The sequence below is a fragment of the Actinomadura pelletieri DSM 43383 genome (assembly GCF_003634705.1).
Lineage (GTDB): Bacteria > Actinomycetota > Actinomycetes > Streptosporangiales > Streptosporangiaceae > Spirillospora > Spirillospora pelletieri.
Genome location: NZ_RBWU01000003.1, coordinates 892,003 through 914,577 on the forward strand (window position 1 = coordinate 892,003; position 22,575 = coordinate 914,577).

A 22,575-nucleotide genomic window follows, 5' to 3' on the forward strand; every position below is an offset into this window, starting at 1 on the left:
TGCCAACCCACGCACAGCCCCCGACCGCCCCGTCCAGCAATGGAGAACGGGCATCAGAGCACCTCCGAAGTGACGTCACTCTCAGCAACGACCCAACAGCGGCGGAAGCCATAGCAAGGCGGGTGAGGCCCCCGCGATCCCACAGGCGACGACTCCCGACCCGCACCTTCAGCCACGTCCCAACATGGCCCCCACATGCGGGCCTCCGCCCATCCAGCAACGAGAAAGCGGGTATGAGAGAGGGCGCTCTTCGCAGCAACGTCAAGCTCTCCGACACCCTCTGAGGGCGTGAGCCGTCAGGCGAGTGCTCTGGCGGCACCTCGAAACACGCCCTAAAGCAGCGGAGGCGCCTTCTCACCTCGCCTTGCCCACTTTCCGCCTAACGGCCCCGAAACTGCGTAAGAAAGGAGGGCGACCCAATACTCAAACCCAAGAAGATCATGGTTGGCGCGGGAATGCGTCCTAGTCGTTCGAAGGGAGTTCGAGATCGCTCTTGGCGAGTTCTTCGACGTTGACGTCTTTGAACGTGACGACCCGAACGTTTTTGACGAAGCGGGCGGGACGGTACATGTCCCAGACCCAGGCGTCCTGCATCGTCACCTCGAAGAAAACCTCGCCGTTGTCGACGCTGCGCACCTGAAGGTCGACCGAGTTGGTGAGATAGAAGCGGCGCTCAGTCTCGACGACATAGGTGAAGAGCCCGAGGACATCGCGGTACTCGCGATAGAGCTGCAGCTCCATCTCGGTCTCGTACTTTTCGAGATCCTCGGCGCTCACGCTCGTGCCCCTTCCGTGCGGCCCTCGCCAGGGACCTCCCCTTCGGTCTCCTCCACCAAGGCCACCTCTCCATTGTTACGCAAGGCACGCCCCACGTTGACGTAGGAGAACCGATGTTCCGGACAGGGACCGTACGCGGCGAGCGCCTTACCGTGCGCACGGGTGACATACCCCTTGTGGAGGTCGAAACCGTACTCGGGGTACCGCTCGTGGAGAGCCACCATGATTCGATCTCGGGTGACCTTCGCGACGATGGACGCCGCCGCCACGCACGCCGCCGTCTGGTCTCCTTTGATCATCGCGAGTGCGGGGACGTCCAACCCCGGCACCCGGAACCCGTCGCTGATCACATAGGCGGGCCGCTTGTCCAGGATGGCGAGGGCCCGCCGCATCCCGGTGATGTTGCACCGGTGCAGACCGATCCGGTCGATGTCATGGCACGGGATGACGACCGCGCTCCAGGCGTACGCGCGCTCGGTGATCTCCTCGTAGAGCGCCTCGCGTCGCGCCGGAGTCAGCAGCTTGGAGTCGGTGAGGCCGTCGATTCTGCCCCGTCCGCCCTGAAGGATCACCGCCGCGACGACCATCGGACCCGCGCACGCTCCCCGCCCAGCCTCATCGACCCCGGCGACCGGGCTGAGCCCCGCATGTGCCAGCGCACGCTCGTAGGCGTGCAGCCCGGCGTCACGGCGCGGCGTGAAGCGAAGTGGACGACCCCTCATGCTCCGCAGCGTACGTCGCCACGCCCGCCCACCGCTCCCCGAACGCGACCGTTCCCACCATGTCCCCGATCACCCCCGGGCCGAACATGCCATGACCAGGCAACGGCGTACCGGCCGCCCGCAACGCGCCGGCGCCGCGCCGCCCTCGGCGAACACGGGCGGGCGCACCACGGACGGGCTCGCGGCGAGCGGCCGCCCGCCGAGGAGGAAGAACGCCACCGAACGGGCGCCGACCCTGCATCTGCAGTCGGCTGGGCCGTCCGCCCCACACGCAGCACCAGGCCCCGCGCCGCCCGCATCCTCCTCCACGCGACAAGCGCTAGAAGCCGAGCGCGCGCCCTGCAAAGGCAACCGCACCGACCACCGAACGGACGATGATCACTCCGACGAGCCGTCGACCCACGTAATGAAGACCCGCACACCACGCACACAAGCGAGAGACAGTCGCCCAAACAGCCAGCGACCGCCCACCACACCTACAAGCCACTCGACCCACGCCACGAAGGCCCGCACACTACGCACACACGAGAAGGCTGGCGCCCAAGCAGCCAGTAAGCGGGTCGCCACGCCGAAAGCCACTCGACGCACCCACTAAAGGTCCGCACGCTGCGTTCTCACGAGGGGGCCTGTTGCGCCGGCAGCCAGTGACCGCCCGACGCACCGGCAAGCCACTCGACCCATGTCTTGAAGGCCCGCGCGCTTCGTGCTCGCACGAGAGGGTCTTGCGCTAGCAACCTGAGACCGTCCACAACACCAACGAGCCAGATGACCTATGCAATAGCCCGCACACCATGCGCTCACACGGAAAAGGCCGGCGTCACGATAGCCAGCCGCCACGCTGATGGCCCGGTTTCCGACTGACGGGAGTATGTGGGTTGGGTGGTCGCGTGGCGGGAGGAGCTACCGGATGAGCGGAGAGCTGCAGGCGTGCGCACAGGGCCGCTCACGGCCCGCGGAAGGCCGTAGGCGGCCTGCGCGGTCATCGCAGCGGTGTCGGCTCCTGGGTCTCGCGCTGGGGAAGCGGGTGCACGCCCCGGTCCCGAGACGGGCGTGCAGGGGCCGGTCGTGCGGCTTGCAAGTGTGATGGTCAGGGTTTGAGGCGGCGGCGTCTCAGGATGTAGGCGAGGGGGAGGGTGCCGAATGCGCCGAGGGCGAAGGGGGTGGCGGGGAGGGCGGCGGCGGCCGATTTCTTCAAGGCGGACTGTTTGAAGGTCTTGGGGATCGGAAGGGTGTCGATGCGGTCCAGGGGCCAGACGACGACGAAGGCGCGGCCGATGACGCGGTCGACCGGGATGGTGCCGCCGCCCGGGTCGCCGCGGTGGGAGCGGGAGTCGTGGGAGAGCTCACGGTGGTCGCCCATGACCCACAGTTGGCCCGGTTTGATCGTGACGTCGAAGGGGTCGTTGGACGGCTTGTTCCGCTCGTGCGTGACCGGGTCGGTGTAGAGGTAGGAGTCCTCGTCGATGGGAACGCCGTTGACCGTGACGCGGCCTTGGGCGTCGCAGCATTTGACGTGGTCGCCGGGGATGCCGATGACGCGTTTGATGTAGTCCTTCTCGTTGGGCGCCACGCCGAAGGCGGTGCCCACGGCGCGCAGGGCCTTGGAGAGGGGGTTGCCGGGCTCGTTGACCTGGATCTCCGGGTCCCAGGAGTCGAGGCCGTTGAAGACGATCACGTCACCGCGGGCGATGTCACGGGTGTGGTAGACGATCTTGTTGACGAGGACGCGGTCACCGACTTGGAGGGTGTTCTCCATGGAGCCGGAAGGGATGTAGAAGGCCTGGACCGCGAACGTCTTGATGATCAGGGCGAGGACCACGGCGACAACGATGAGAATGGGCAGCTCTTTCCAGAAAGAGCCCTGTTTCTTCTTCTCGTCCTTGCCATCGTCGGAGTCGTCGGCCGTCTCGTCGGTCGAGTCCACAGGCTCCTTTTCTTCGGGCACCGCGCCCTCGGCCTCGGATCGCACGTCTCTCCGATCGTCCTCGTCAGTCATCAGAGCGAAAGCCTAGCGTCGCCGGGGTCGCCGGAGACCGCTCGTGGGCGTGTCGCCGGGGACCAAGCCGACCATGTCCGCCCGAAACGGGCAACGCCCCGGTCACCGTTAAGGGTTCCCGGGGCGATGGCGTTCATTGGCCTTGTTCTCGACGGCGAAGGCTCAGTGGTCGCGCTTCTCCTTGATGCGCGCGGCCTTGCCCCGCAGATTGCGCAGGTAGTAGAGCTTGGCGCGGCGGACGTCACCGCGGGTGACGACTTCGATCTTGTCGATCGAGGGGCTGTTGATCGGGAACGTCCGCTCGACGCCGACGCTGTAGCTGACCTTGCGGACGGTGAAGGTCTCGCGGGCGCCGCCGCCCTGGCGCCGGATCACCACTCCCTGGAAGACCTGGATACGGCTCCGGTTGCCCTCGGTGACACGCACGTGCACCTTCAGCGTGTCGCCCGGACGGAAGTCCGGGACGTCGGCGCGCATGGCGGCCTTCTCGATCTCCTGGATCAGGGTGTGCATCGCAGCGGTTCCTCATGGTCGAACGCGGGCGTCGAGAGGCCCCGGAGTTTCTGCCGTGGGGGCGTCGCGCCGCGGGAAGTGGTCGTGGGGTGCCGTGCGGTCTGGACGCACGGACGCTCTAGTCTGCCATATCTTCGCCGTCAACCGGAAAACCGGCCTCGCGCAGGACCGCCCGATCTTGCTTGTCGAGGTCCTCGGGGGCGAGGCGTCCTAGCAGGTCGGGGCGGTATCGCGCGGTGCGGCGAAGGGCCTCGTCGCGCCGCCAGCGGGCGATCGCGCCGTGGTGTCCGGACAGAAGGATGTCCGGTACAGGTCGTTCGCGCCAGACCGGAGGCTTGGTGTAGACGGGGCCCTCCAGGAACGTCTCCATGGCGCCGGGCGCGAACGAGTCGTCGGTGACCGACGCGGCGTTGCCGAGGACGCCGGGTAGCAGCCGTCCGATCGCCTCGATCATGACGAGGGCGGCGACCTCTCCTCCGGCGAGCACGAAGTCGCCGAGACTGATCTCGTCCACGGGCATTCGCGTGCGGGCGTCCTCGACGACGCGGTAGTCGATGCCCTCGTACCGTCCGCAGGCGACGACCAGCCATGGTTCGGTCGCGTACGACGCCGCGAGCGCCTGCGTGAACGGCCGTCCGCTGGGCGTGGGGATGAGCAGCCGAGGCGGGTCGGCGTGGTGCGGCGGGACGATCGCGTCCAGCGCCTCGCCCCACGGCTCCGGTTTCATGACCATGCCGGGGCCGCCGCCGTACGGGGTGTCGTCGACGGTGCGGTGCCGGTCGTGGGTCCAGTCGCGTAGGTCGTGGACGTGGACGTCCAGGATCCCGGTTCGCCGCGCCTTACCGAGAAGGGAGATGTCGAGGGCGGCGAAGTACTCGGGGAAGATCGTGACGAGGTCGATTCTCATGATTCGTCGAGCAGGCCGGGGGGCGGATCGATGACGAGCCGCCCCCCGGTGACGTCCACCTCGGGGACGAGCGCGGTCACGAAGGGGACCAGCGTCTCCCCGCGGGGCCCGTCCACGACCAGGAGGTCTTGACCGTGATGGAGGACGTCGGCGACACGGCCGACGTCGGTGCCGTCGGCGGTGACGACGGCGAGCCCGATCAGTTCACGGTCGTGGAAGTCGTCCGGGTCGGCGGACGGGGAGATCTCCCCGGGGTCGACGACCAGCCAGACGCCGCGAAGCTCCTCGGCGGCGGTCCGGTCGGCGACCCCGGCGAAACGCACGAGCAGGCGTCCCGAATGCCAGCGGGTTCGCTCGACGGTGAGGGGTCCGGCGGACGCGGGGTCGGTGGCGATCTCCGTGCCCGCGGCGAACCGGGTGTCCGGGTCGTCCGTGCGGACATCGATGGTGATCTCACCGCGGATCCCGTGTGGCCGTCCGATCCGCCCCACCACGAGCGGTTCGCTCATCGGGACGCCACTCAGCGGGCCTCGTTGACGTCGAGGAGGTCAACGCGCACGTAGCGGCCACCGGAGAGGGCGCTGATCACCGTGCGAAGGGCCTTGGCGGTGCGTCCGCTGCGGCCGATGACCTTGCCGAGATCCTCGGGGTGCACTCGCACCTCGAGCACCCGGCCGCCCCTGATCCGACGGGCGCGGACCCGGACGTCGTCCGGGTTCTCCACGATCCCGCGGACCAGGTGCTCGAGCGCTTCTTCGAGCACGTCAGCCCTCGCTCTTAGCTTCGGTCGTCTCGGCGGCCTTCGCCTCGGACTTCTTCGGCTCGGCCTTCTTCTTGCGGGTCGTCGCGGCGCCGGCGGCCTCGTCGTCGCCGAGCGACTCCTTCACGGCGGCCTCGAACGCGGCCTTCTTGTCGGGCTTGGGCTCGGCGACCTTGAGCGTGCCCTCGGCACCCGGCTCACCCTTGAACTTCTGCCAGTCGCCGGTGATCTTCAGCAGGTTGCGGACGGGATCGGTCGGCTGCGCGCCCTTGCCGAGCCAGTACTGCGCCCGCTCAGAGTCGATCTTGATGAGCGAGGGCTCCTGCTTGGGCTGGTAGATCCCGATCTCTTCGATGGCACGCCCGTCACGCTTGGTGCGGGCGTCCGCGACGACGATCCGGTACTGCGGGTTCCGGATCTTCCCCAGACGCTTGAGTTTGATCTTGACTGCCACGGGTGTGGTGTACTCCAGACTTCATTACGGGTGGACGGGCCCGGGCCAGGTGGGGAACACCGGCTCACGGCCGTCCGAGGACTCCGGTCGCCCAGGACGTGAGAGGGCGCCTGGCGAATCCGGGGTTTCCAGCCTGTCATTCTGCCAGACGATTCCTGGAAACGCGCAATCGCGCGCTGCCGTGTTGCCGTCCGCGACCGCCACGATCGCACGAAACGAGGGGGACGGCGAGCGGATCCGTCGCGAATTGTCGCACCGTGATGCGGTGATTGCCCTCTCTGTTCATTGAGGCGGACGACGAAGTCCGTCCGGCGGCCGAGATCCGCCATGCACAGTTTGTGCAGGGCGGCTTCGGGTGGACCCCGGCGGGCCCGAAGGCGCGGCGCCAGCGCGGCCTTGTGCGGGTGACTTCGGGCGGACGCGGGGCGCCACCGATGGCGCGGCGCCGGGTGCCCACCTACAGGCGACCTGGCGCATGCACGCCAGGCGCCCCCAGAAGCGCAGCGCCATGCATGAGCTTGTGCGAAGCGACTTCGGGCAGGCGCGAGGCGGGCCCGAAGGCGCCGCGCCAGCGCGGCCTTGTGCGGGTGACTTCGGGCGGACGCGAGGCGCCACCGATGGCGCGGCGCCAGGTGCCCACCTACAGGCGACTCGGCGCATGCACGCCAGGCGCCCCCAGAAGCGCAGCGCCATGCACGAGCTTGTGCGAAGCGACTTCGGCAGGCGCGAGGCGGGCCCGAAGGCGCGGCGCCGGGTGCCCACCTACAGGCGACCTGGCGCATGCACGCCAGGCGCCCCCAGAAGCGCTGCGCCATGGGTGACTTCGGGTGGGCGCGGCGGGGTGGGACGAAGGTGCAGTACGAAGGCGCAGGACTGGCGCGCGGCTGCCAGCCGGGGGCTGGGCCCGACACCGAGCCCGGCCTGACCGCGCTCGTCCGCGCCGACAACCTCGCGGAGAGCCTCGGCCTGCGGCCCCTGTGGCAGTAGGTGCGGTTTGGGTGGGGTGCTTGGGGGGTCGGTGGGCCGCCGCGGCGTGGATCGGCCGCGGCGGGGCCCTGCTACTTCTTCTTGCGGGTCTGGAGGTTGTTGAGGTCGGGCATCTGGAAGCCGGGGGGAAGCTTGCCGAGGCCCGGGGGGAGGCCTCCGGGGGCGCCGGGGCCGCCGAGGCCGGGTGGGAGGCCCTGGGGCGTTCCGTCGACCGCGGGCTGCTGTTCCTGGCGGCCCTTGCCTCCGGCGGCGCGCTTGCGCGGGTCGCCGCTGCGCTGCTTGCCCTTCTTGTTCTTGGCGGCCTTCGCGGCCTTGGTCTTCTTGCGTCCGCCGGGCATGCCGGGCAGGCCCATTCCGCCGGCCATCTGCCGCATCATCTTCTGCGCGTCGAAGAACCGGGTGACGAGGCTGTTGACCTCGCCCACGCTCACGCCGGAACCGGTGGCGATCCGGGCCCGCCGGGAGCCGTTGATGATCTTGGGCTGGGTGCGTTCCTGCGGGGTCATCGAGCGGATGATCGCGGCGATGCGGTCCAGGTCCCGGTCGTCGATCTGGTTGACCTGCTCCCTGACCTGTCCCATTCCGGGCATCATGCCGAGCAGGTTGCCGATCGGGCCGAGCTTGCGGATCATCATCATCTGCTCGAGGAAGTCCTCGAGGGTGAAGTCCTCGCCCGAGGCGAACTTGCTGGACATCTTCTCGGCCTGCTCGGCGTCGAACGCCTGCTCGGCCTGCTCGATCAGGGTGAGGATGTCGCCCATGTCGAGGATGCGGCCCGCCATGCGGTCCGGGTGGAAGACGCTGAAGTCCTCGAGCTTCTCGCCCGTCGACGCGAACATGATCGGACGGCCGGTGATGTGCCGGACGGACAGGGCCGCGCCACCGCGCGCGTCGCCGTCGAGTTTGGTGAGGACGACACCGTCGAAGCCGACGCCGTCCATGAACGCCTGTGCGGTGTTGACCGCGTCCTGGCCGACCATCGCGTCGACGACGAACAGGACGTCGTCGGGCCGGACGGCGTCGCGGATGTCGATGGCCTGCCGCATCATCTCGGCGTCGATGCCGAGACGACCGGCGGTGTCGATCACGACGACGTCGTGCTGGGCGTGCCGTGCCTGGTCGATGGAGCGGCGGGCCACGTCCACCGGGTCGCCGACGCCGCTGCCCGGTTCGGGCGCGAACACCGGCACCCCGGCCCGCTCCCCGACGACCTGCAGCTGCTGGACGGCGTTGGGACGCTGCAGGTCGGCCGCGACGAGCATCGGCGCGTGCCCCTCCTGCTTCAGCCACCGGGCCAGTTTCCCCGCGAGGGTCGTCTTACCGGCGCCCTGCAGACCCGCGAGCATGATCACGGTCGGTGGGGTCTTGGCCAGTCTGATCCGGCGGGTCTCGCCGCCGAGGATGTTGATGAGCTCCTCGTTGACGATCTTGACGACCTGCTGCGCCGGGTTCAGCGCCTGCGAGACCTCCGCGCCGCGCGCCCGCTCCTTGATCTGCGCGATGAAGTCCTTGACGACGGGCAGCGCGACGTCGGCCTCGAGCAGGGCGATCCGGATCTCCCGGGCCGTGGCGTTGATGTCGGCCTCGGAGAGCCGGCCCTTGCTGCGCAGCGACGAGAAGACCGTCGTCAACCGGTCGGAGAGCGTCTCGAACACGTGTCTGGACCGTCCTTGGAAAGCGTCTGGGATCGCCTATCAGCGTATCGGGTCGTCGGCGAAGCCCCACCCCCTCTGACCGGACCGTCCTCGGGGAGCGTCCCGTCCGTCATGCGGCCGGAAGGGGCGGCGGTGTCGTGTATCTGTCAGCGGAGGGCGGTCAGGACGCGGGCGCGGACGGTCGCGAGCGCGGCGGGATCGTCCAGGGGACGGCCCTCCGCGTCGACCACGTAGAAGACGTCCACGGCCTCGGCGCCCAAAGTGTCGACTCGGGCGGCGAGGACGTGCAGGCCGCAGGCTCCCAGCGCCTGTCCGATGCGCCAGAGCAGGCCCGGCCGGTCGTGTGCGCGCACCTCGACGACCGTCGCGGTGCGGGACGCGTCGTCCACGATCATCACCCGTGGCGGGGGTACCGCCGCGCCGGGACGCGCGCGCCGGGACCGGGCACGCCGGTCGAGGCGGTCGGCGACGTCGAGGCGGTCCGCGAGCATGCGCCGCAGGTCGGCCTCCAGCCCGGCCGGGTCCGGTGGCGTGCCGTAGTCGGGCACGGCCGTGAAGTCCAGGACGGCGGTTCCGCCGCCCGGGGCGGCGGAGACGGTGCGGGCGGTCTTCACGTCCAGGCGGTGGAGGGCGAGGACGCCGGCGGCGCGCCAGAGGAGTCCGGGACGGTCGGGGGCGGCGATGGTGATGCGGGAGCCGGCGACGCGGACGGCGGCGCCGTCGTGGCGGGCGAGTCCGGCGTGCTCGGGGGCGATGGTGGGGACGGGTGGCGGGGTGCCGCCGGAGAGGGCGGCGGCCGCGCGACGGGCGAGGTCGGCGACGAGGCCCGCCTTCCAGGGGCCCCAGGCGGCGGGGCCGGTGGCGTGGCCGTCGGCGACGGCGAGCGCGGCGAGCAGGTCGAGGGTCTCGCGTTCGCGGCCCGGCACCTCCGAGACGGCGGCGATGACGGTCCGCACGGTGACCGGGTCGTCGATGTCGCGGCGGGTGGCGGTCTCGGGGAAGAGCAGGTGGTGGCGGACGAGCGTCTCCAGCACGCGCACGTCCTCCTCGGGGAAGCCCAGTCGGGCGCCCATGTCGCGGGTGACGACGGCGCCCGCGGTGCTGTGGTCGCCGGGACGGCCCTTGCCGATGTCGTGGAGGAGGGCGCCGATGAGGAGGAGGTCGGGGCGGGCGACCTCGCGGGTGAGGGCGGCGGCGCCGGCGGCGGTCTCCACGAGGTGCCGGTCGACGGTGAAGCGGTGGACGGGGTTCCGCTGGGGACGGTTGCGGACGTGTTCCCAGCCGGGCAGCAGCCGGACGATCAGCCCGGCCTGGTCGAGGGCCTCCCAGACGCCGATGGCCGCGGGACCGGCGCCGAGCAGGGACACCAGGGCGTCGCGGGCGGCGGCGGGCCACGGCGTTCCCGGCAGGGCCGCGTGGTCCGCGAGGCGGGCGACGGTGGCGGGGGCCAGTGGCAGGCCCGCCTGGGCGGCGGCAGCGGCGACGCGGGGCACGATCGCCGGGTCGTCGAGATCGGCGCCGCGGGCGAGGACGACCTCGCCGTCGTGTTCGACGGCGCCGTCCCCGACGGGGCGCCGCTCGACGCTCTTCCGGGCCCTGGTCAGGCGCTTCACCCGGTGCCAGGTGTGGGCGGACGCGTAGGCGATCGTCCGGGCGGCCTCCGCGGTCGCGCGTTGCAGGACGTCGGCGTCGCCGAGACCGAGGGCCTGGGCGACCGCGTCCTGTTCCTGGAGGACGAGACGGTCAGCGGAACGTCCCGTGACCTGGTGCAACGCGTGCCGGATGTCGAGGAGCAGGTCATGGGCGGCGCGCACCGCGTTCCCGGGCCCGGACGTCGTCCAGGACGCGGCGACGGCCCGCATGACCTGGACGTCCCGCAGCCCGCCGCGCGCCTCCTTCAGATCGGGTTCCAGAAGGAAGGCCAGCTCACCATGGGTTTCCCAGCGCTGCCGGCACAGGTCCGCCAGTTCGGCGAGGCGGGTCCGCGCGTCGGCGCGCCAGTCGGCGAGGACGGCGGCGCGCAGATCGTCGGCGAGGGAGCGCTCGCCCGCGATCAGGCGCGCCGACAGCAGTCCGAGCGCGGCCTTCAGGTCGCGGCGCGCGACCGTCCGGGCCTCGGGGACGGTGCGGACCGAGTGGTCGAGCCGCAGCCCCGAGTCCCACACCGGGTACCAGATCCGGTCGGCGACCCCGGCGACGTCCGTGTCGCCCCGGTGCACCAGGACGAGGTCGAGGTCGCCGCCGGGCGTCAGTTCGCGCCGGGCGTGGCCGCCGACCGCGAGCAGCGCGACGTCCGCCGATCCCGGGCCGGACGCCAGCAGGGACTCCAACCACCGGTCCAGTTCGGCGGCTCGAGCGGCCCGCGCCGCGGCAAGGGCGGCGCGGGCCGTCTCAACGTGCGTCGGCATCGACGGTGCCTAGAGGGCTTCCGGGCCGGTCTCGCCGGTGCGGACCCGGACGACCGTGTCGACCGGCACCGCCCACACCTTCCCGTCACCGATCTTGTCGGTGCGGGCCGCCTTGACGATCACGTCGATGATGTCGTCGGCGTCCTCGGCCTCGACCAGGACCTCCACACGGAGCTTGGGCACGAGGTCGACCTGGTACTCGGCGCCCCGGTAGACCTCGGTGTGCCCCTTCTGGCGTCCGTAGCCGCTGGCCTCGCTGACGGTCATCCCCCTGACCCCGAACGCCTCCAGGGCCTGCTTGACCTCGTCCAGTTTGAACGGCTTGATCACCGCGGTGATCAGTTTCATGGCTGCGCCTCCACCTTCGTCGCCGGGGCGGGCACCGCCGCGGTCGCCCCCGAACCGATCCCGGCGCGGATGGCGCCGAAGTCGTAGGCCGTCTCGGCGTGCGCCGTGCTGTCGATACCGGCGGCCTCGTCGTCCGCGTCGATCCGGAAGCCCATCACCAGGTCGATGACCTTGGCGATCACATAGGTGACGGTGAAGGAGTAGGCGAGAGTCGCCAGAACGGCCACCGCCTGCTTGCCCAGCAGCGCGAACCCGCCGCCCGTGAGCAGCCCGTCCGCGCCCGCGTCGTTCACGGACGTGGTCGCCAGGACACCGATGAGGAGCGCGCCGACGATTCCGCCGACCATGTGGACGCCGACGACGTCCAACGAGTCGTCGTAACCGAGCCGGTACTTCAGGCCGACCGCGAACGCGCACACCGCGCCCGCGACGAGCCCCAGGCCGATGGCGCCGAGCGGCGTGACGAACGCGCAGGCCGGGGTGACGGCGACGAGCCCGGCGACGATGCCGGACGCGATGCCGAGGGTGGTGGACGACCCGTCGCGCAGCTTCTCCACCACGATCCACGCGAACGCGGCGGCGCAGGTCGCCGCGAGCGTGTTCACGAACGCGACGGCCGCGGTGGCGCCGGACGACAGCGCCGACCCGGCGTTGAACCCGAACCAGCCGAACCACAGCAGCCCCGCGCCGAGCAGGACGAACGGCAGGTTGTGCGGCCGCATCGGCTCCTTCGGCCAGCCCTTGCGCCTGCCGAGGACGAGGACCAGCGCGAGCGCCGCGGCCCCCGCGTTGATGTGGACGACCGTGCCGCCCGCGAAGTCGAGCGCACCAAGGTCGAAGAGCCATCCGGCGTCGTCGCCGTCCGACCACCACACCCAGTGCGCGACCGGGACGTACACGAGCGTCATCCACACGAGCGCGAACAGGACCCAGGCGCCGAACTTGGCACGGTCCGCGATCGCGCCGCTGATCAGGGCGACGGTGATGATGGCGAACGTCGCCTGGAACGCGACGAAGACCAGCTGCGGGACACCCGTGCCGTCGCCGGCCGTCGCGGCGTCCTCCAGGCCGAGCAGCCCCCAGTCACCGAACCCGCCGATGAACGAACTGAGCCCGCCGCCGTCGCCGAAAGTGAGCGAGTAGCCGTACACGACCCACGCCATTCCGACGACGGCGATGCTGACGAAGCTCATCATCATCATGTTGAGCACGCTCTTCGCCCGGCTCATCCCCCCATAGAAGAAGGCGAGTCCGGGCGTCATCAGCAGGACGAGCGCGGTGCTCGTCAGCATCCAGGCGGTACTACCGCTGTCGATCTTCATCTCCGAGAGAGTCCCTCCTCAACAGGGGAACGTGACTGCTCAGAGACTCGGACGCGGCGGTTTCGCCTGACGGCCTCCTATGTTTCCGTGGCGTGAAACCGGCGCCGGATGTGTTTCACCGGTGTTTCTTCACCACAATGGCCCACTTTTCAGTCACCCAGGATGGCGTCCACGAAGGCCTCCGGCTCGAACGGGGCGAGATCGTCCGGCCCCTCCCCCAGCCCGACCAGCTTCACCGGGACACCGAGCTCCCGCTGCACCTGGACGACGATGCCGCCCTTCGCGGTGCCGTCCAGCTTGGTCAGCACCACGCCCGTGACGTTGACGACCTCGGCGAACACGCGGGCCTGCTGCATCCCGTTCTGCCCGGTGGTCGCGTCCAGGACCAGCAGGACCTCGTCGACCGTGGCCTGCTTCTCCACGACCCGCTTGACCTTGCCCAGCTCGTCCATCAGCCCGGTCTTGGTGTGCAACCGTCCCGCCGTGTCGACGATCACCACGTCGACCTTGGCGTCGATGCCCTGCTTCACCGCGTCGAACGCGACACTGGCCGGATCGGCGCCCTCGTCCTTACGGACGACCTGCGCCCCGACCCGACTCCCCCACGTCTCCAGCTGGTCGGCCGCCGCGGCGCGGAACGTGTCGGCCGCGCCGAGCAGCACCGTCCTGCCGTCCCCGACGAGAACACGGCCGAGCTTTCCGCAGGTCGTGGTCTTCCCGGTCCCGTTGACACCGACGACCATCATCACCGCGGGACGGTCACCCGCCGTCTCCGTCCGCAACGACCGGTCGAGATCCGGCCCGATCTGCTTGAGCAGCTCCTCCTTCAGCAGCCCGCGCACCTCGTCCGGACTGCGCGTCCCGAGTACCTGTACCCGCGTCCGTAGGTCATCGGTCACCTGACGCGCCACGGCCGTGCCCATGTCGGCGCTGATCAGCGTGTCCTCGATCTCCTCCCAGGCGTCCTCGTCGAGCGTGTCCCGCGACAGCAGCCCGAGCAGCGTCTTCCCGAAGGTGTTCTGCGAACGGGCCAGCCGCGCCCGCAGCCGAACCAGCCGACCCGCCCCCGGCGGCGGCCTCTCGATCTCGACGGTAGGCCGCTGCGGCGGCACCTCCACCGGCGGCGCCCGCTCCACCGTGGGCGCCCCCGCCTCATCAACGGCGGTCGCGCCCCCTCCCCGCTCCGCCGGCGGCCCCTCGACAGGCGGCCGCGGCCGTCCGACCCGCGGCCGCACCAACAGCACACCGCCGATGACCAACCCGACGACGACCAGCGCGGCAATGATGATCACATATTCCATAGCGCCCCCCAGTTTCGCATGCGAGTTCTATTGCAGTGCACTCCTCCTTCGGGCCTGGCGGCCCTCCATCGTCGTGAACTGCGTGCGATCGCTGGCATCGCTCCGGCTCGCCTTGCGGCTCGCTGCGCGATCAGGTTCTTGCTTCGCTTGTACCTGCCTTCGGACGCGATCGCAGTGGCTCAGGTTGTTGCGTGGTTGCGGTGACGGGCTGAGGTAGTTGCGTCCGGACGTGCGTTATCACTCGCGCGTCCCCTACCGAGCGCCACGTCCACCTGCACGGCTACCCAACAATCGGACACCGCACCCGCCCACGCGGCGACACAACCACCCACCAGCGGCGAGCCCGAGCCCCAGACCGTTGTTGATCGGCGCATCATCCCCGCACGAGGACCGTGAGTCAACTCACGATCCCCGCGAACCCGCCAGCGACCGAGCACCGCAACAACCGAGCGGAAGTCAGCGGCCAAGCGGCAACCGGCCCCCCGCCACGATGGTGTACTGAAGGCAGACTTCTCTGGCGACAACTTAACTTGGGTGCGGTGAGCCGGAGCACCCCACCGGCCAGGCACACGTGCCGCTACCAGCGGACGCGACGACACCAGCCGCGCCGCAACCCGCGACTGCCTGACCGGCGCGGTCTGGTCCAGAGCCCACATGGAACTGACCACGCAGCGGTCCACACCAACGTCAGCGGCTCGGTACGCGTGCCGCAGCCGCGGACGCACCAACCTCAGCCCGCCTCCGCAACCCCGCAACAACCTCGACCACTGCGATCGCGTCCGAAAGCAGGTTTAAGCGAAGCAAGAACCTGATCGCGAACCGAGCCGCTACCGGCGGACGCGACGACACCAGCCGCGCCGCAACCCGCCACCAGCCTGACCGGCGCGGTCTGGTCCAAAGCCCACATGGAACCGACCACGCAGCAAACCACACCAACGTCAGCGGCTCAGTACACGTGCCGCAGCCGGCGGACGCAACGACCTCAGCCCGCCTCCGCAACCCCGCGACAACCCGGGCCCCTGCGATCGCGTCCGAAGGCAGGTTCAAGCGAAGCGAGAACCTGATCGCGCACCGAGCCGCTACCGGCGGACGCGACGACACCAGCCGCGCCGCAACCCGCCTGACCGGCGCGGTCTGGTCCAAAGCCCACATGGAACCGACCACGCAGCAAACCACACCAACGTCAGCGGCTCAGTACACGTGCCGCAGCCGGCGGACGCAACGACCTCAGCCCGCCTCCGCAACCCCGCGACAACCCGGGCCCCTGCGATCGCGTCCGAAGGCAGGTTCAAGCGAAGCGAGAACCTGATCGCGCAGCGAGCCGTTAGGCGAGTCGGAGCGATGCCAGCGATCGCACCGTGTTTCTCGACGATGGAGGCCCGCCAGGGCCGAAGGAGGAGAGAAATACAATATTAACGCGGCAGGGATGCGCGTTCGGAGGCTTCCCATTCGTCGACGTTGCGGAGGAGCGCTTCCAGGTAGGAGCGCAGGTGGGTGCGGTAGACGTCGCTGTAGGTGCGCAGGTAGGCGACTTCGCGCTCCAGTTCCAGGGTGTGCCGTTCGGTGTCCGGTAGGCCGCTTTGGTGGGGAACGGGTCGTGCGGTCTGTTCGGTGGTGCGGACGGCCGTGTCGGCGACGGCGGCGGCCTTGCGGTGGGCGTCCTCCAGGATGTGTTCGGCGCGTCCCTTGGCGTCGGACAGGATCGCTTCGCGGTGTAGGCGGGCCTCGTGGGAGAGTTCCCGGGTGTAACGTTCCGCGTCGGCGACGTACATGTCGGCGGTCTGTTGGGCCTGCGACAGGATCCGGACGGCTTGGAAGTGGGCGTCCTCGGGCGCCATGACGTTGGACGCGCCCTTGGCGCCTTGGGCGCCTTGGGCCCGTAGTCGGTTGACCTCGTCGGCGAGGGCGGCCCGTTCGCTGAGGAGTTGGACGAACTCCCGTTCGACGTAGGCCAGGAAGTTGCGGACCTGTTCCTCGTCGAATCCGCGGCGTCCGAGGGCGGCCCTGGCGAATGCGACCGACTGGAGTTCGCCGGGTGTCAGCCGCCGGGGGCCCTCGGAGGAGGCGGGAAGGTCAGGAGAGTTCAACGCGCTCACCTCTGGGCGTCTGCGAAGGTTTCCAACCGGATCTGCTCGCGTGGCACACCGAGCTGCACGAGCTGCTCGACAGTGTGCCCGACCATAGCCGACGACCCACACACATAGGCGTCGTGATCGTTCCAAGGGCCGTGTCTGGCCACGACGTCGGACAGGTTGCCGTATTCGACGTCGCCGTCCGTCCGCGGTACCGGCTCGAACCAGCTGCCCGGGCGCCGTACGGGGCCGGGTCCCGCCTGGAGGAGGGCGGAGAAGCCGTGTCCGCCGGCTTCCTCGGACACGGCGGGGATGACCGTGAGCCACTCGAACTCGCTGGCGAGTTTGATGAGGGATTCAAGGTCGTACAGTCCGTCGCGCGTGCGGGCGCCGAAGAACAGGTGGACGCGGGGTGGTGCCGGACGGCCGGCGATCTGTTCGAGGATGGCCTTGAGCGGGGCGAGTCCGGTGCTGCCCGCGACGAGTAGGACGTCCCGTTGGGAGGTCTCGTCGAGGGTGAGGGTGCCGACGGGGGCTCCCATCCTGACGCGGTCACCGGTTTCGGTGGTGCGTACCAAAACGGGACTGACGGGACCGCCGTCCACGAGTCGGACGTGGAAGTCGATGGTGTGGTCGGGGCGTGGGGCGTTCGCCATCGAGTAGTACCGCCAGAGACGCGGACGGGCCATCGTCTCGACCGCGACGGACTGGCCCGGCTGGTAGGGCAGCGGCCGGTCCGGTTGGACGCGCAGGACGGTGATGTCGAATCGGCGTCGTTCCACCGCGATGACCTGGCCGTCCCACCAGGCGGGACGGGTGAGGGCGTCCTCGTCGGCCGCTTCCAGCATGACCTTCGCGACGAGGGTGTAGGCGGCCGTCCAGTCGCCTTCGATGTCGTCGTTCCAGGCCGGGCCGGAGAAGTGCCGGAGGGTGGCGATGAGGCTGGCCCCGACGTGCGGATAGTGCTCGGCGATGATCCCGAACCTGCGGTGGTCGCGGCCCAACTGCTGGAGGAACGGGACGAGTGTGCCGAGGTCGTCGACCCGGGCGACGATGTGGCCGAGTGCGCGCAGCAACCTGTCACGCTGGATGCTCATCCCGATCGGGAACATGTCGCGCAGGTGGGGGTTGCGCACGAACAGATCGGAATAGAAGAACAGCGCGACCGCGTCGCCCTGCTCGGCGACGTGCGCGAAGTTGTCCTTGAGGCGCTGAACGTCCACGTCGCCTCAGGAGACGAGTTCCGCGGCGGCCCCGTGCATGACACTGGCGACGAGGCCGTAGGCCGCCCGCCAGTCACGCTCGAGGTCCTCGTTCCATTCGGTGCCGCTGAAGTAGGCCAGGGTCGCGATGAGGCTGGCTCCAACGGGGACATAGTGCTCGCCAAGGACGCCGAAGCGGTAGTGCCGTCTACCGAGGTCCTCAAGGTACGGGACGAGCGTGTCGGGGTCGTCGACGGACGACACGATCTGGGAGAGGGCGCCGAGCAGGACGTCGTGCTGCCTGCTCATGGAGGCGGGGAACATCGACCTCAGCCCCGGCTCGGTGTTGAAAAGGTCGGCGTAGAAATATTCGGCGACGTCCACACCGTTCGCGGCCACCAAGGTAAAATTCTCTTTAAGTTTTCGCGCATCCATGGGCACCACCTTCCAGGGGATCTCCGTAACGGGCGGGGCGCCGGGTAGGGGAGCCGGAGATCCACGGTGCATATGCGTAGTGGATAGGTGCGGGAGGCACAAGCCCGCCAGCGTCGCCGCTCAGTCACGTTCAGTCGATGACCAACCCGGTCACCGGCGCGAATGTCACCGAAGCCAAACCGTTATAGGACATAAAAATCATGACCACCACCTCGAATACGGAACGCCGTTCGATGCACCGATCCAACAAAGAGTGACAGACATAACAACTATCTAAAATCCCCACATCAGCAGGTGAGCGACCGCTATAAGCGCCCGCCCGACCTCCACGACCGTGATCACGTCCGAAGGTCCCGCCGGGGACTTAGGACATGTCTCAAAACCCCGCTGGAGCGTCCCGACTCACGCCGCGGGCAAGCCGCCGGCAAGGTCGACGCCCCTCGCAGGGCGCCCGCTTCCGGTCGCCCGCTCGGACGCCGGCACGTGCCCGAAGGCCACTGTGGGACACGCCCTAGGCACAAGCGCAGCGAGCCGAAACGATGCCACCGACCGCACAGCGGTGCACGACGCCAGAGCCCCGCCAAGGGCTGAGGTACGCCCCAACCTCGAAGCCATCCCTACGAGCCGGCCTCAAGCCCGTCACCGCAACCCCAGAACGACCTCGACCACTGTCATCGCGTCCGAAGACAGGTTCAAGCGAAGCGAGAACCTGATCGCGCAGCGAGCCTCCAGGCGAGACGAAGCGATGCCAGCGATCGCACGCAGTTCACGACGATGGAGGCCCGCCAGGGCCGAAGGAGGAGTGCACTGCAATCAACACTGCCTTTTAATCCCGCAACCGTTGGCTGACCACCTGGGTGACGCCGTCACCGCGCATGCTGACGCCGTAGAGCGCGTCGGCGCCTTCCATGGTGCGCTTCTGGTGGGTGATCACGATGAGCTGGGACGATTCGCGGAGTTCCTCGAAGACGGTGATGAGCCGTTGGGTGTTGGTGTCGTCCAGCGCGGCCTCGACCTCGTCCAGGACATAGAACGGTGACGGGCGGGCCTTGAAGACGGCGACGAGGAAGGCGATCGCGACGAGGGAGCGTTCGCCGCCCGACAGGAGCGACAGCCGTTTGACCTTCTTGCCGGGTGGGCGGGCGGCGACGTCCACGCCGGTGGTGAGCATGTCGCCGGGTTCGGTGAGCGAGAGGCTCCCTTCGCCGCCGGGGAACAGGCGGGCGAAAATGCGTTCGAATTCGCGGGCGGTGTCCTCGTAGGCGGCGGCGAACACCTGCTGGACTCGGTCGTCCACCTCTTTGACCAAGCCGAGGAGTTCCCGCTGGGTCTTCTTCAGGTCTTCCAGCTGTGAGGTGAGGAAGGCGTGCCGTTCTTCCAGTGCCGCGAACTCCTCCAGCGCCAGCGGATTGACCTTGCCGAGCTGGTTCAGCTGCCGTTCCGCCACTTTCGCGCGCTTTTCCTGAACGGCTCGGTCGTAGGGGACGGGTTGCGCGTCCTCCCCTTTGTCGGCGTCGGGCGGGACGGGCTGGTCCGGCCCGTATTCCGAGACCAGGGACTCGACTTCCAGGCCGAACTCGTCCAGGGCCCGCTGTTCCAACTGCTCCAGGCGGAGCCGCTGTTCGGCGCGGGCGACCTCGTTGCCGTGGACGACGTTGACGAGCCGTTCGAGGGTGGCGGACAGTTCCCGCACCTGCGTCCGGACGACCTTCAGCTCCGCTTCGCGGGCGGCCTTTGCCTGCTCGGCGGCCTCGCGTCGTCGCACGGCCGCGTCCAGGGAGTGGTCGATGCGCATCAAAGCCGTTCTGGCGCCTCTGAGGACGGCGTCGGCGACCCTGGCCTGCTCTTCGCGGCGGGCGCGGCGCCGCGCGGCACGGGCCCGTTCCTCGCGTTCGCGTTGCGCGCCGCGTTCGAGCGCGTCGGCGCGTCCGGCGATGGCCTGGACGCGTTCCTCGGCGGTGCGGACCGTCAGCCGCGCCTCCATCTCGACGGCCCGCAGTTCCTGGCAGCGGGCGTTCAGCTCGTCGCGGGCCTCGGTGTCGTGCCCGGCCTCGTCGGCGACCTCCGCGGCCTCCTCCGCCTCGGCGAGCCGCAGCGCGAGTTCCGCTGCCGCCTCCGTGTCGCGCTCTACGGACTCGTTGGCCGCGTCCAGCGCCTTCGTCAGCCGTTCCGCTTCGCCTCGGGCGGCGCGGACGTCGGCTTCCAGACGCGCGGCGCGCTTCGCCTCCTGCGCGGCCTGCGCTTCGAACTCGCGCACGCGCGCGCGGACGCGGTCCAACTCCGCCTGTGCGTGGTTCACGCTCGACTGCGCTTCGGCGGCCGCGGCCTCGGCGGCCTCCACCGTCGCCTGTGCGGACTGCTCGCGCTCCAGGCAGGCCGTGAGGTCTTCGGCGGCCGCGGCCGCAGCCGTCTCGGCGGCAGCGAGGTCCTCGGTGGCCTCGTCGAGGGTCGCGCGCATCCGCAGAAGACTCTGACCGCCGTCGGCCCCGCCGCCCTGCGCCCAGTGGGCGCCGACGAGTTCCCCGTCCCGGGTGACGGCGCGCAGAGACGGGCGTCCCCTCACGAGCGCGGCGGCGGACGGAACGTCGTCCACCACGGCCACATCGCGCAGTAGATGCTCCACGGCGGGACGCAACGAATCCGGGACGTGCACCGCGTCGACCGCGTAGTCGACGCCCGGGACACGGTTCCACGACGCGGCCGTCCCGCCCCCGACGAGCAGCCCCGCACGTCCGGCGGCACGGGAACGCAGCAGGGTCAGCGCGGCCTCGGCCGTGTCGAGCGACCCCACGGCGATCGCCTCCGCGGCGTTGCCGAGGGCCGCGGCGACCGCGGTCTCGTATCCGGGACGGACGTTCAGCATCGACGCGACCGTTCCGAGAACGCCGTCCAGCGAACCGTCGGACCCCGCCGCCAGCAGGGCCTCGCCGCCATCGGCGGCGCTGGCCAGCGTCAGGTTGAGCGCCTCGATCCGCGCCTGCAACGCCGTGACCTTCTTCTGCGCCGCCTGATCGGCCGAACGGGCCGACGCCACCGCCGACCGGGCCTCCTTCAACGCACGGCGCGGACCGTCCACCGCGGCGCGCGCGGCCTCCGCGGCGTCCTTCGCCGCGGCGAGCGCCTCCTGGACGGTCTCATGCTCCGCCGCGAGCACCGGATCCTCGACGACCTCCGCCTCGAACGCCTCGAACTCCGCCCGAGCCGACTCGGCCCGCTGCGCGGCCTCCTCACGCGCGTCGGCGAGCCGCCCGATCTCCGACCGTCCCGCCTGCGCCTTGCTCCGCAGCGCCTCCACCCGCCCGCGCAGCCGCGCCAACTCCTCACGACGATCGGCCGCGGCCCTGGCCGCCGCCTGCGACCGGCGCTCCTCCGCCGCGAGCGCGTCCTCCGTCCCCGACCGCTCCTCCACGGCCCTGGACAGCCCGTCCTGCGCCTCCTCCAGCGCGGCCCGCAGCATCTCCTCCTGCTCGCGGATCTCGGCGGCCTCGCGCTCCATGTCCTCCGGATCGCGGCCCCGCCGCTCCTCCGCCCGCGCCTCACTGGCATTGCGATGCCGCTCCGCCGCGAGATCGGCGACACCCCGCAGCCGCTCCTTCAACGCCGACAACCGGAACCACGTGTCCTGGACCTGCGCGAGCCGCGGCGCCTGCTCGGCCTCCTCCGCCTCCAGCAGACCCTCGCGCTCCTGCGCCTCCGCCAGCGCCCGCTCCGTCTCCGTACGCCGCTCCCGGACCGCCGCCTCGTCCGCGGCCTCCTGCTCCAGCCTCGTCCGCAACGTGACCAGGTCGTCCGCCAACAACCGGAGCCGCGCGTCCCGCAGATCGGCCTGGATCACGGCCGCCTTCCGGGCGATCTCCGCCTGCCTCCCCAGCGGCTTCAACTGGCGCCGCAGCTCACCGGTCAGATCCTGCACCCGCGTCAGGTTGCCCTGCATCGCGTCCAGCTTGCGGAGCGCCTTCTCCTTCCGCTTCCGATGCTTGAGGACGCCCGCCGCCTCCTCGATCACCGCGCGGCGCCCCTCCGGCCCCGAATGCAGGACGCGGTCCAACTGCCCCTGCCCGATGATCACGTGCATCTCGCGGCCGATGCCCGAGTCCGACAGCAACTCCTGGATGTCCAGCAGCCGACACGCGTCCCCGTTGATCGCGTACTCGCTGGACCCCGACCGGAACATCAACCGGCTGATCGTGACCTCGGAGTAGTCGATCGGCAACGCCCCATCGGAGTTGTCGATCGTCAACACGACCTCGGCACGGCCCAGCGGCGCCCGACTCGCCGTCCCGGCGAAGATGACATCCTCCATCTTGCCGCCGCGCAGCGACTTCGCGCCCTGCTCCCCCATCACCCAGGCCAACGCGTCCACCACATTGGACTTGCCCGACCCGTTCGGCCCCACGACCGCCGTGATCCCAGGCTCGAACTTCAACGTGGTCGACGACGCGAAGGACTTGAAGCCGCGCAACGTCAGATTCTTCAGATACACGCGCTCCCCGTCCCCCTCCACGAGCCGGCCGACAACATCCGTCGAACGATACTGTGTTTATTGCAGATCACTCCTCCTTCGGCCCTGGCGGGCCTCCATCGTCGTGAACTGCGGGCGATCGCTGGCATCGCTTCGGCTCGCCTTACGGCTCGCTGCGCGATCAGGTTTCTCGCAGGCTCGAAACCTGCCTTCGGACGCGATCGCAGGGGTCGAGGTCGTTGCGGGGTTGCGGA

At 69.9% G+C, this 22,575-nt stretch carries 18 protein-coding genes; 1 reads left to right on the forward strand and 17 read right to left on the reverse strand.

Features of this window, described 5'->3' with window-relative positions:
* Positions 1-462: 462 nt before the first annotated feature.
* From BZB76_RS17310 to rpsP, 8 genes are all read right to left on the reverse strand, one after another.
* A complete protein-coding gene (locus tag BZB76_RS17310; RefSeq protein ID WP_121435349.1) occupies positions 463-777 on the reverse strand; it encodes a DUF2469 domain-containing protein in 315 nt (104 codons plus the stop codon).
* The gene (locus BZB76_RS17315; protein WP_121435350.1) at positions 774-1,499 is read right to left on the reverse strand and encodes a ribonuclease HII; all 726 of its coding nucleotides are present in this window, start codon (positions 1,497-1,499) and stop codon (positions 774-776) included. Before BZB76_RS17315 ends, BZB76_RS17310 begins: the two co-directional genes overlap by 4 nt.
* Positions 1,500-2,586: 1,087 nt before the next feature.
* Complete coding sequence (lepB, locus tag BZB76_RS17320; RefSeq protein WP_121435351.1) at positions 2,587-3,495, reverse strand: signal peptidase I; 909 nt, start codon at positions 3,493-3,495, stop codon at positions 2,587-2,589.
* Between the two features lie 162 nt (positions 3,496-3,657).
* Positions 3,658-4,008, reverse strand: a complete 351-nt coding sequence (gene rplS / locus BZB76_RS17325) for a 50S ribosomal protein L19 (RefSeq protein ID WP_089312872.1) — start codon at positions 4,006-4,008, stop codon at positions 3,658-3,660.
* A 118-nt stretch (positions 4,009-4,126) separates the two neighbouring features.
* On the reverse strand, positions 4,127-4,915 hold the full coding sequence (trmD, locus tag BZB76_RS17330; RefSeq protein WP_121435352.1) for a tRNA (guanosine(37)-N1)-methyltransferase TrmD: 789 nt from the start codon (positions 4,913-4,915) through the stop codon (positions 4,127-4,129).
* Positions 4,912-5,424, reverse strand: coding sequence for a ribosome maturation factor RimM (rimM, locus tag BZB76_RS17335; RefSeq protein WP_121435353.1), 513 nt, complete (start codon positions 5,422-5,424; stop codon positions 4,912-4,914). Before rimM ends, trmD begins: the two co-directional genes overlap by 4 nt.
* An 11-nt stretch (positions 5,425-5,435) precedes the next feature.
* Entirely contained in the window at positions 5,436-5,678 is a 243-nt protein-coding gene (locus BZB76_RS17340; protein ID WP_117399600.1) for an RNA-binding protein, read from the reverse strand.
* 1 nt (position 5,679) lies between these two features.
* Positions 5,680-6,129, reverse strand: a complete 450-nt coding sequence (gene rpsP, locus BZB76_RS17345; protein ID WP_121435354.1) for a 30S ribosomal protein S16 — start codon at positions 6,127-6,129, stop codon at positions 5,680-5,682.
* 813 nt (positions 6,130-6,942) lie between these two features.
* Between rpsP and BZB76_RS34815 the strand changes: the two genes are divergently transcribed.
* Positions 6,943-7,116, forward strand: a complete 174-nt coding sequence (locus BZB76_RS34815; protein ID WP_170180626.1) for a hypothetical protein — start codon at positions 6,943-6,945, stop codon at positions 7,114-7,116.
* Positions 7,117-7,187: 71 nt separating this feature from the next.
* On the opposite strand, the gene ffh is transcribed toward BZB76_RS34815, so the two are convergent.
* The 9 genes from ffh to smc all read right to left on the reverse strand — a co-directional run bounded on the left by ffh (position 7,188) and on the right by smc (position 22,342).
* The gene (gene ffh, locus BZB76_RS17355) at positions 7,188-8,771 is read right to left on the reverse strand and encodes a signal recognition particle protein (protein WP_121435356.1); all 1,584 of its coding nucleotides are present in this window, start codon (positions 8,769-8,771) and stop codon (positions 7,188-7,190) included.
* 146 nt (positions 8,772-8,917) lie between these two features.
* The gene (locus tag BZB76_RS17360) at positions 8,918-11,179 is read right to left on the reverse strand and encodes a [protein-PII] uridylyltransferase (RefSeq protein ID WP_121435357.1); all 2,262 of its coding nucleotides are present in this window, start codon (positions 11,177-11,179) and stop codon (positions 8,918-8,920) included.
* A gap of 9 nt (positions 11,180-11,188) precedes the next feature.
* Complete coding sequence (locus BZB76_RS17365; protein ID WP_121435358.1) at positions 11,189-11,527, reverse strand: P-II family nitrogen regulator; 339 nt, start codon at positions 11,525-11,527, stop codon at positions 11,189-11,191.
* Positions 11,524-12,849, reverse strand: coding sequence for an ammonium transporter (locus BZB76_RS17370; RefSeq protein WP_121435359.1), 1,326 nt, complete (start codon positions 12,847-12,849; stop codon positions 11,524-11,526). The genes BZB76_RS17365 and BZB76_RS17370 overlap by 4 nt, the downstream gene beginning before the upstream one ends.
* Before the next feature lie 149 nt (positions 12,850-12,998).
* Positions 12,999-14,150: a signal recognition particle-docking protein FtsY gene (gene ftsY, locus BZB76_RS17375; protein WP_121435360.1), complete on the reverse strand. Its 1,152-nt coding sequence runs from the start codon at positions 14,148-14,150 to the stop codon at positions 12,999-13,001.
* A gap of 1,412 nt (positions 14,151-15,562) precedes the next feature.
* On the reverse strand, positions 15,563-16,237 hold the full coding sequence (locus BZB76_RS17380) for a DivIVA domain-containing protein (protein WP_170180658.1): 675 nt from the start codon (positions 16,235-16,237) through the stop codon (positions 15,563-15,565).
* A 5-nt stretch (positions 16,238-16,242) separates the two neighbouring features.
* The gene (locus tag BZB76_RS17385; RefSeq protein WP_121435362.1) at positions 16,243-17,445 is read right to left on the reverse strand and encodes a globin domain-containing protein; all 1,203 of its coding nucleotides are present in this window, start codon (positions 17,443-17,445) and stop codon (positions 16,243-16,245) included.
* A gap of 6 nt (positions 17,446-17,451) precedes the next feature.
* Positions 17,452-17,823, reverse strand: a complete 372-nt coding sequence (locus BZB76_RS17390) for a globin domain-containing protein (RefSeq protein ID WP_246007030.1) — start codon at positions 17,821-17,823, stop codon at positions 17,452-17,454.
* Between the two features lie 862 nt (positions 17,824-18,685).
* The gene (smc, locus tag BZB76_RS17395; RefSeq protein WP_121435559.1) at positions 18,686-22,342 is read right to left on the reverse strand and encodes a chromosome segregation protein SMC; all 3,657 of its coding nucleotides are present in this window, start codon (positions 22,340-22,342) and stop codon (positions 18,686-18,688) included.
* Positions 22,343-22,575 lie beyond the last annotated feature (233 nt).

Coding starts and splice junctions, on each gene's coding strand:
- BZB76_RS17315 (WP_121435350.1), bottom strand. CDS start 1,499: ATGAGGGGTCGTCCACTTCGCTTCACGCCGCGCCGTGACGCCGGGCTG.
- lepB (WP_121435351.1), bottom strand. CDS start 3,495: ATGACTGACGAGGACGATCGGAGAGACGTGCGATCCGAGGCCGAGGGC.
- rplS (WP_089312872.1), bottom strand. CDS start 4,008: ATGCACACCCTGATCCAGGAGATCGAGAAGGCCGCCATGCGCGCCGAC.
- trmD (WP_121435352.1), bottom strand. CDS start 4,915: ATGAGAATCGACCTCGTCACGATCTTCCCCGAGTACTTCGCCGCCCTC.
- rimM (WP_121435353.1), bottom strand. CDS start 5,424: ATGAGCGAACCGCTCGTGGTGGGGCGGATCGGACGGCCACACGGGATC.
- BZB76_RS34815 (WP_170180626.1), top strand. CDS start 6,943: ATGGGTGACTTCGGGTGGGCGCGGCGGGGTGGGACGAAGGTGCAGTAC.
- BZB76_RS17360 (WP_121435357.1), bottom strand. CDS start 11,179: ATGCCGACGCACGTTGAGACGGCCCGCGCCGCCCTTGCCGCGGCGCGG.
- BZB76_RS17365 (WP_121435358.1), bottom strand. CDS start 11,527: ATGAAACTGATCACCGCGGTGATCAAGCCGTTCAAACTGGACGAGGTC.
- BZB76_RS17370 (WP_121435359.1), bottom strand. CDS start 12,849: ATGAAGATCGACAGCGGTAGTACCGCCTGGATGCTGACGAGCACCGCG.
- ftsY (WP_121435360.1), bottom strand. CDS start 14,150: ATGGAATATGTGATCATCATTGCCGCGCTGGTCGTCGTCGGGTTGGTC.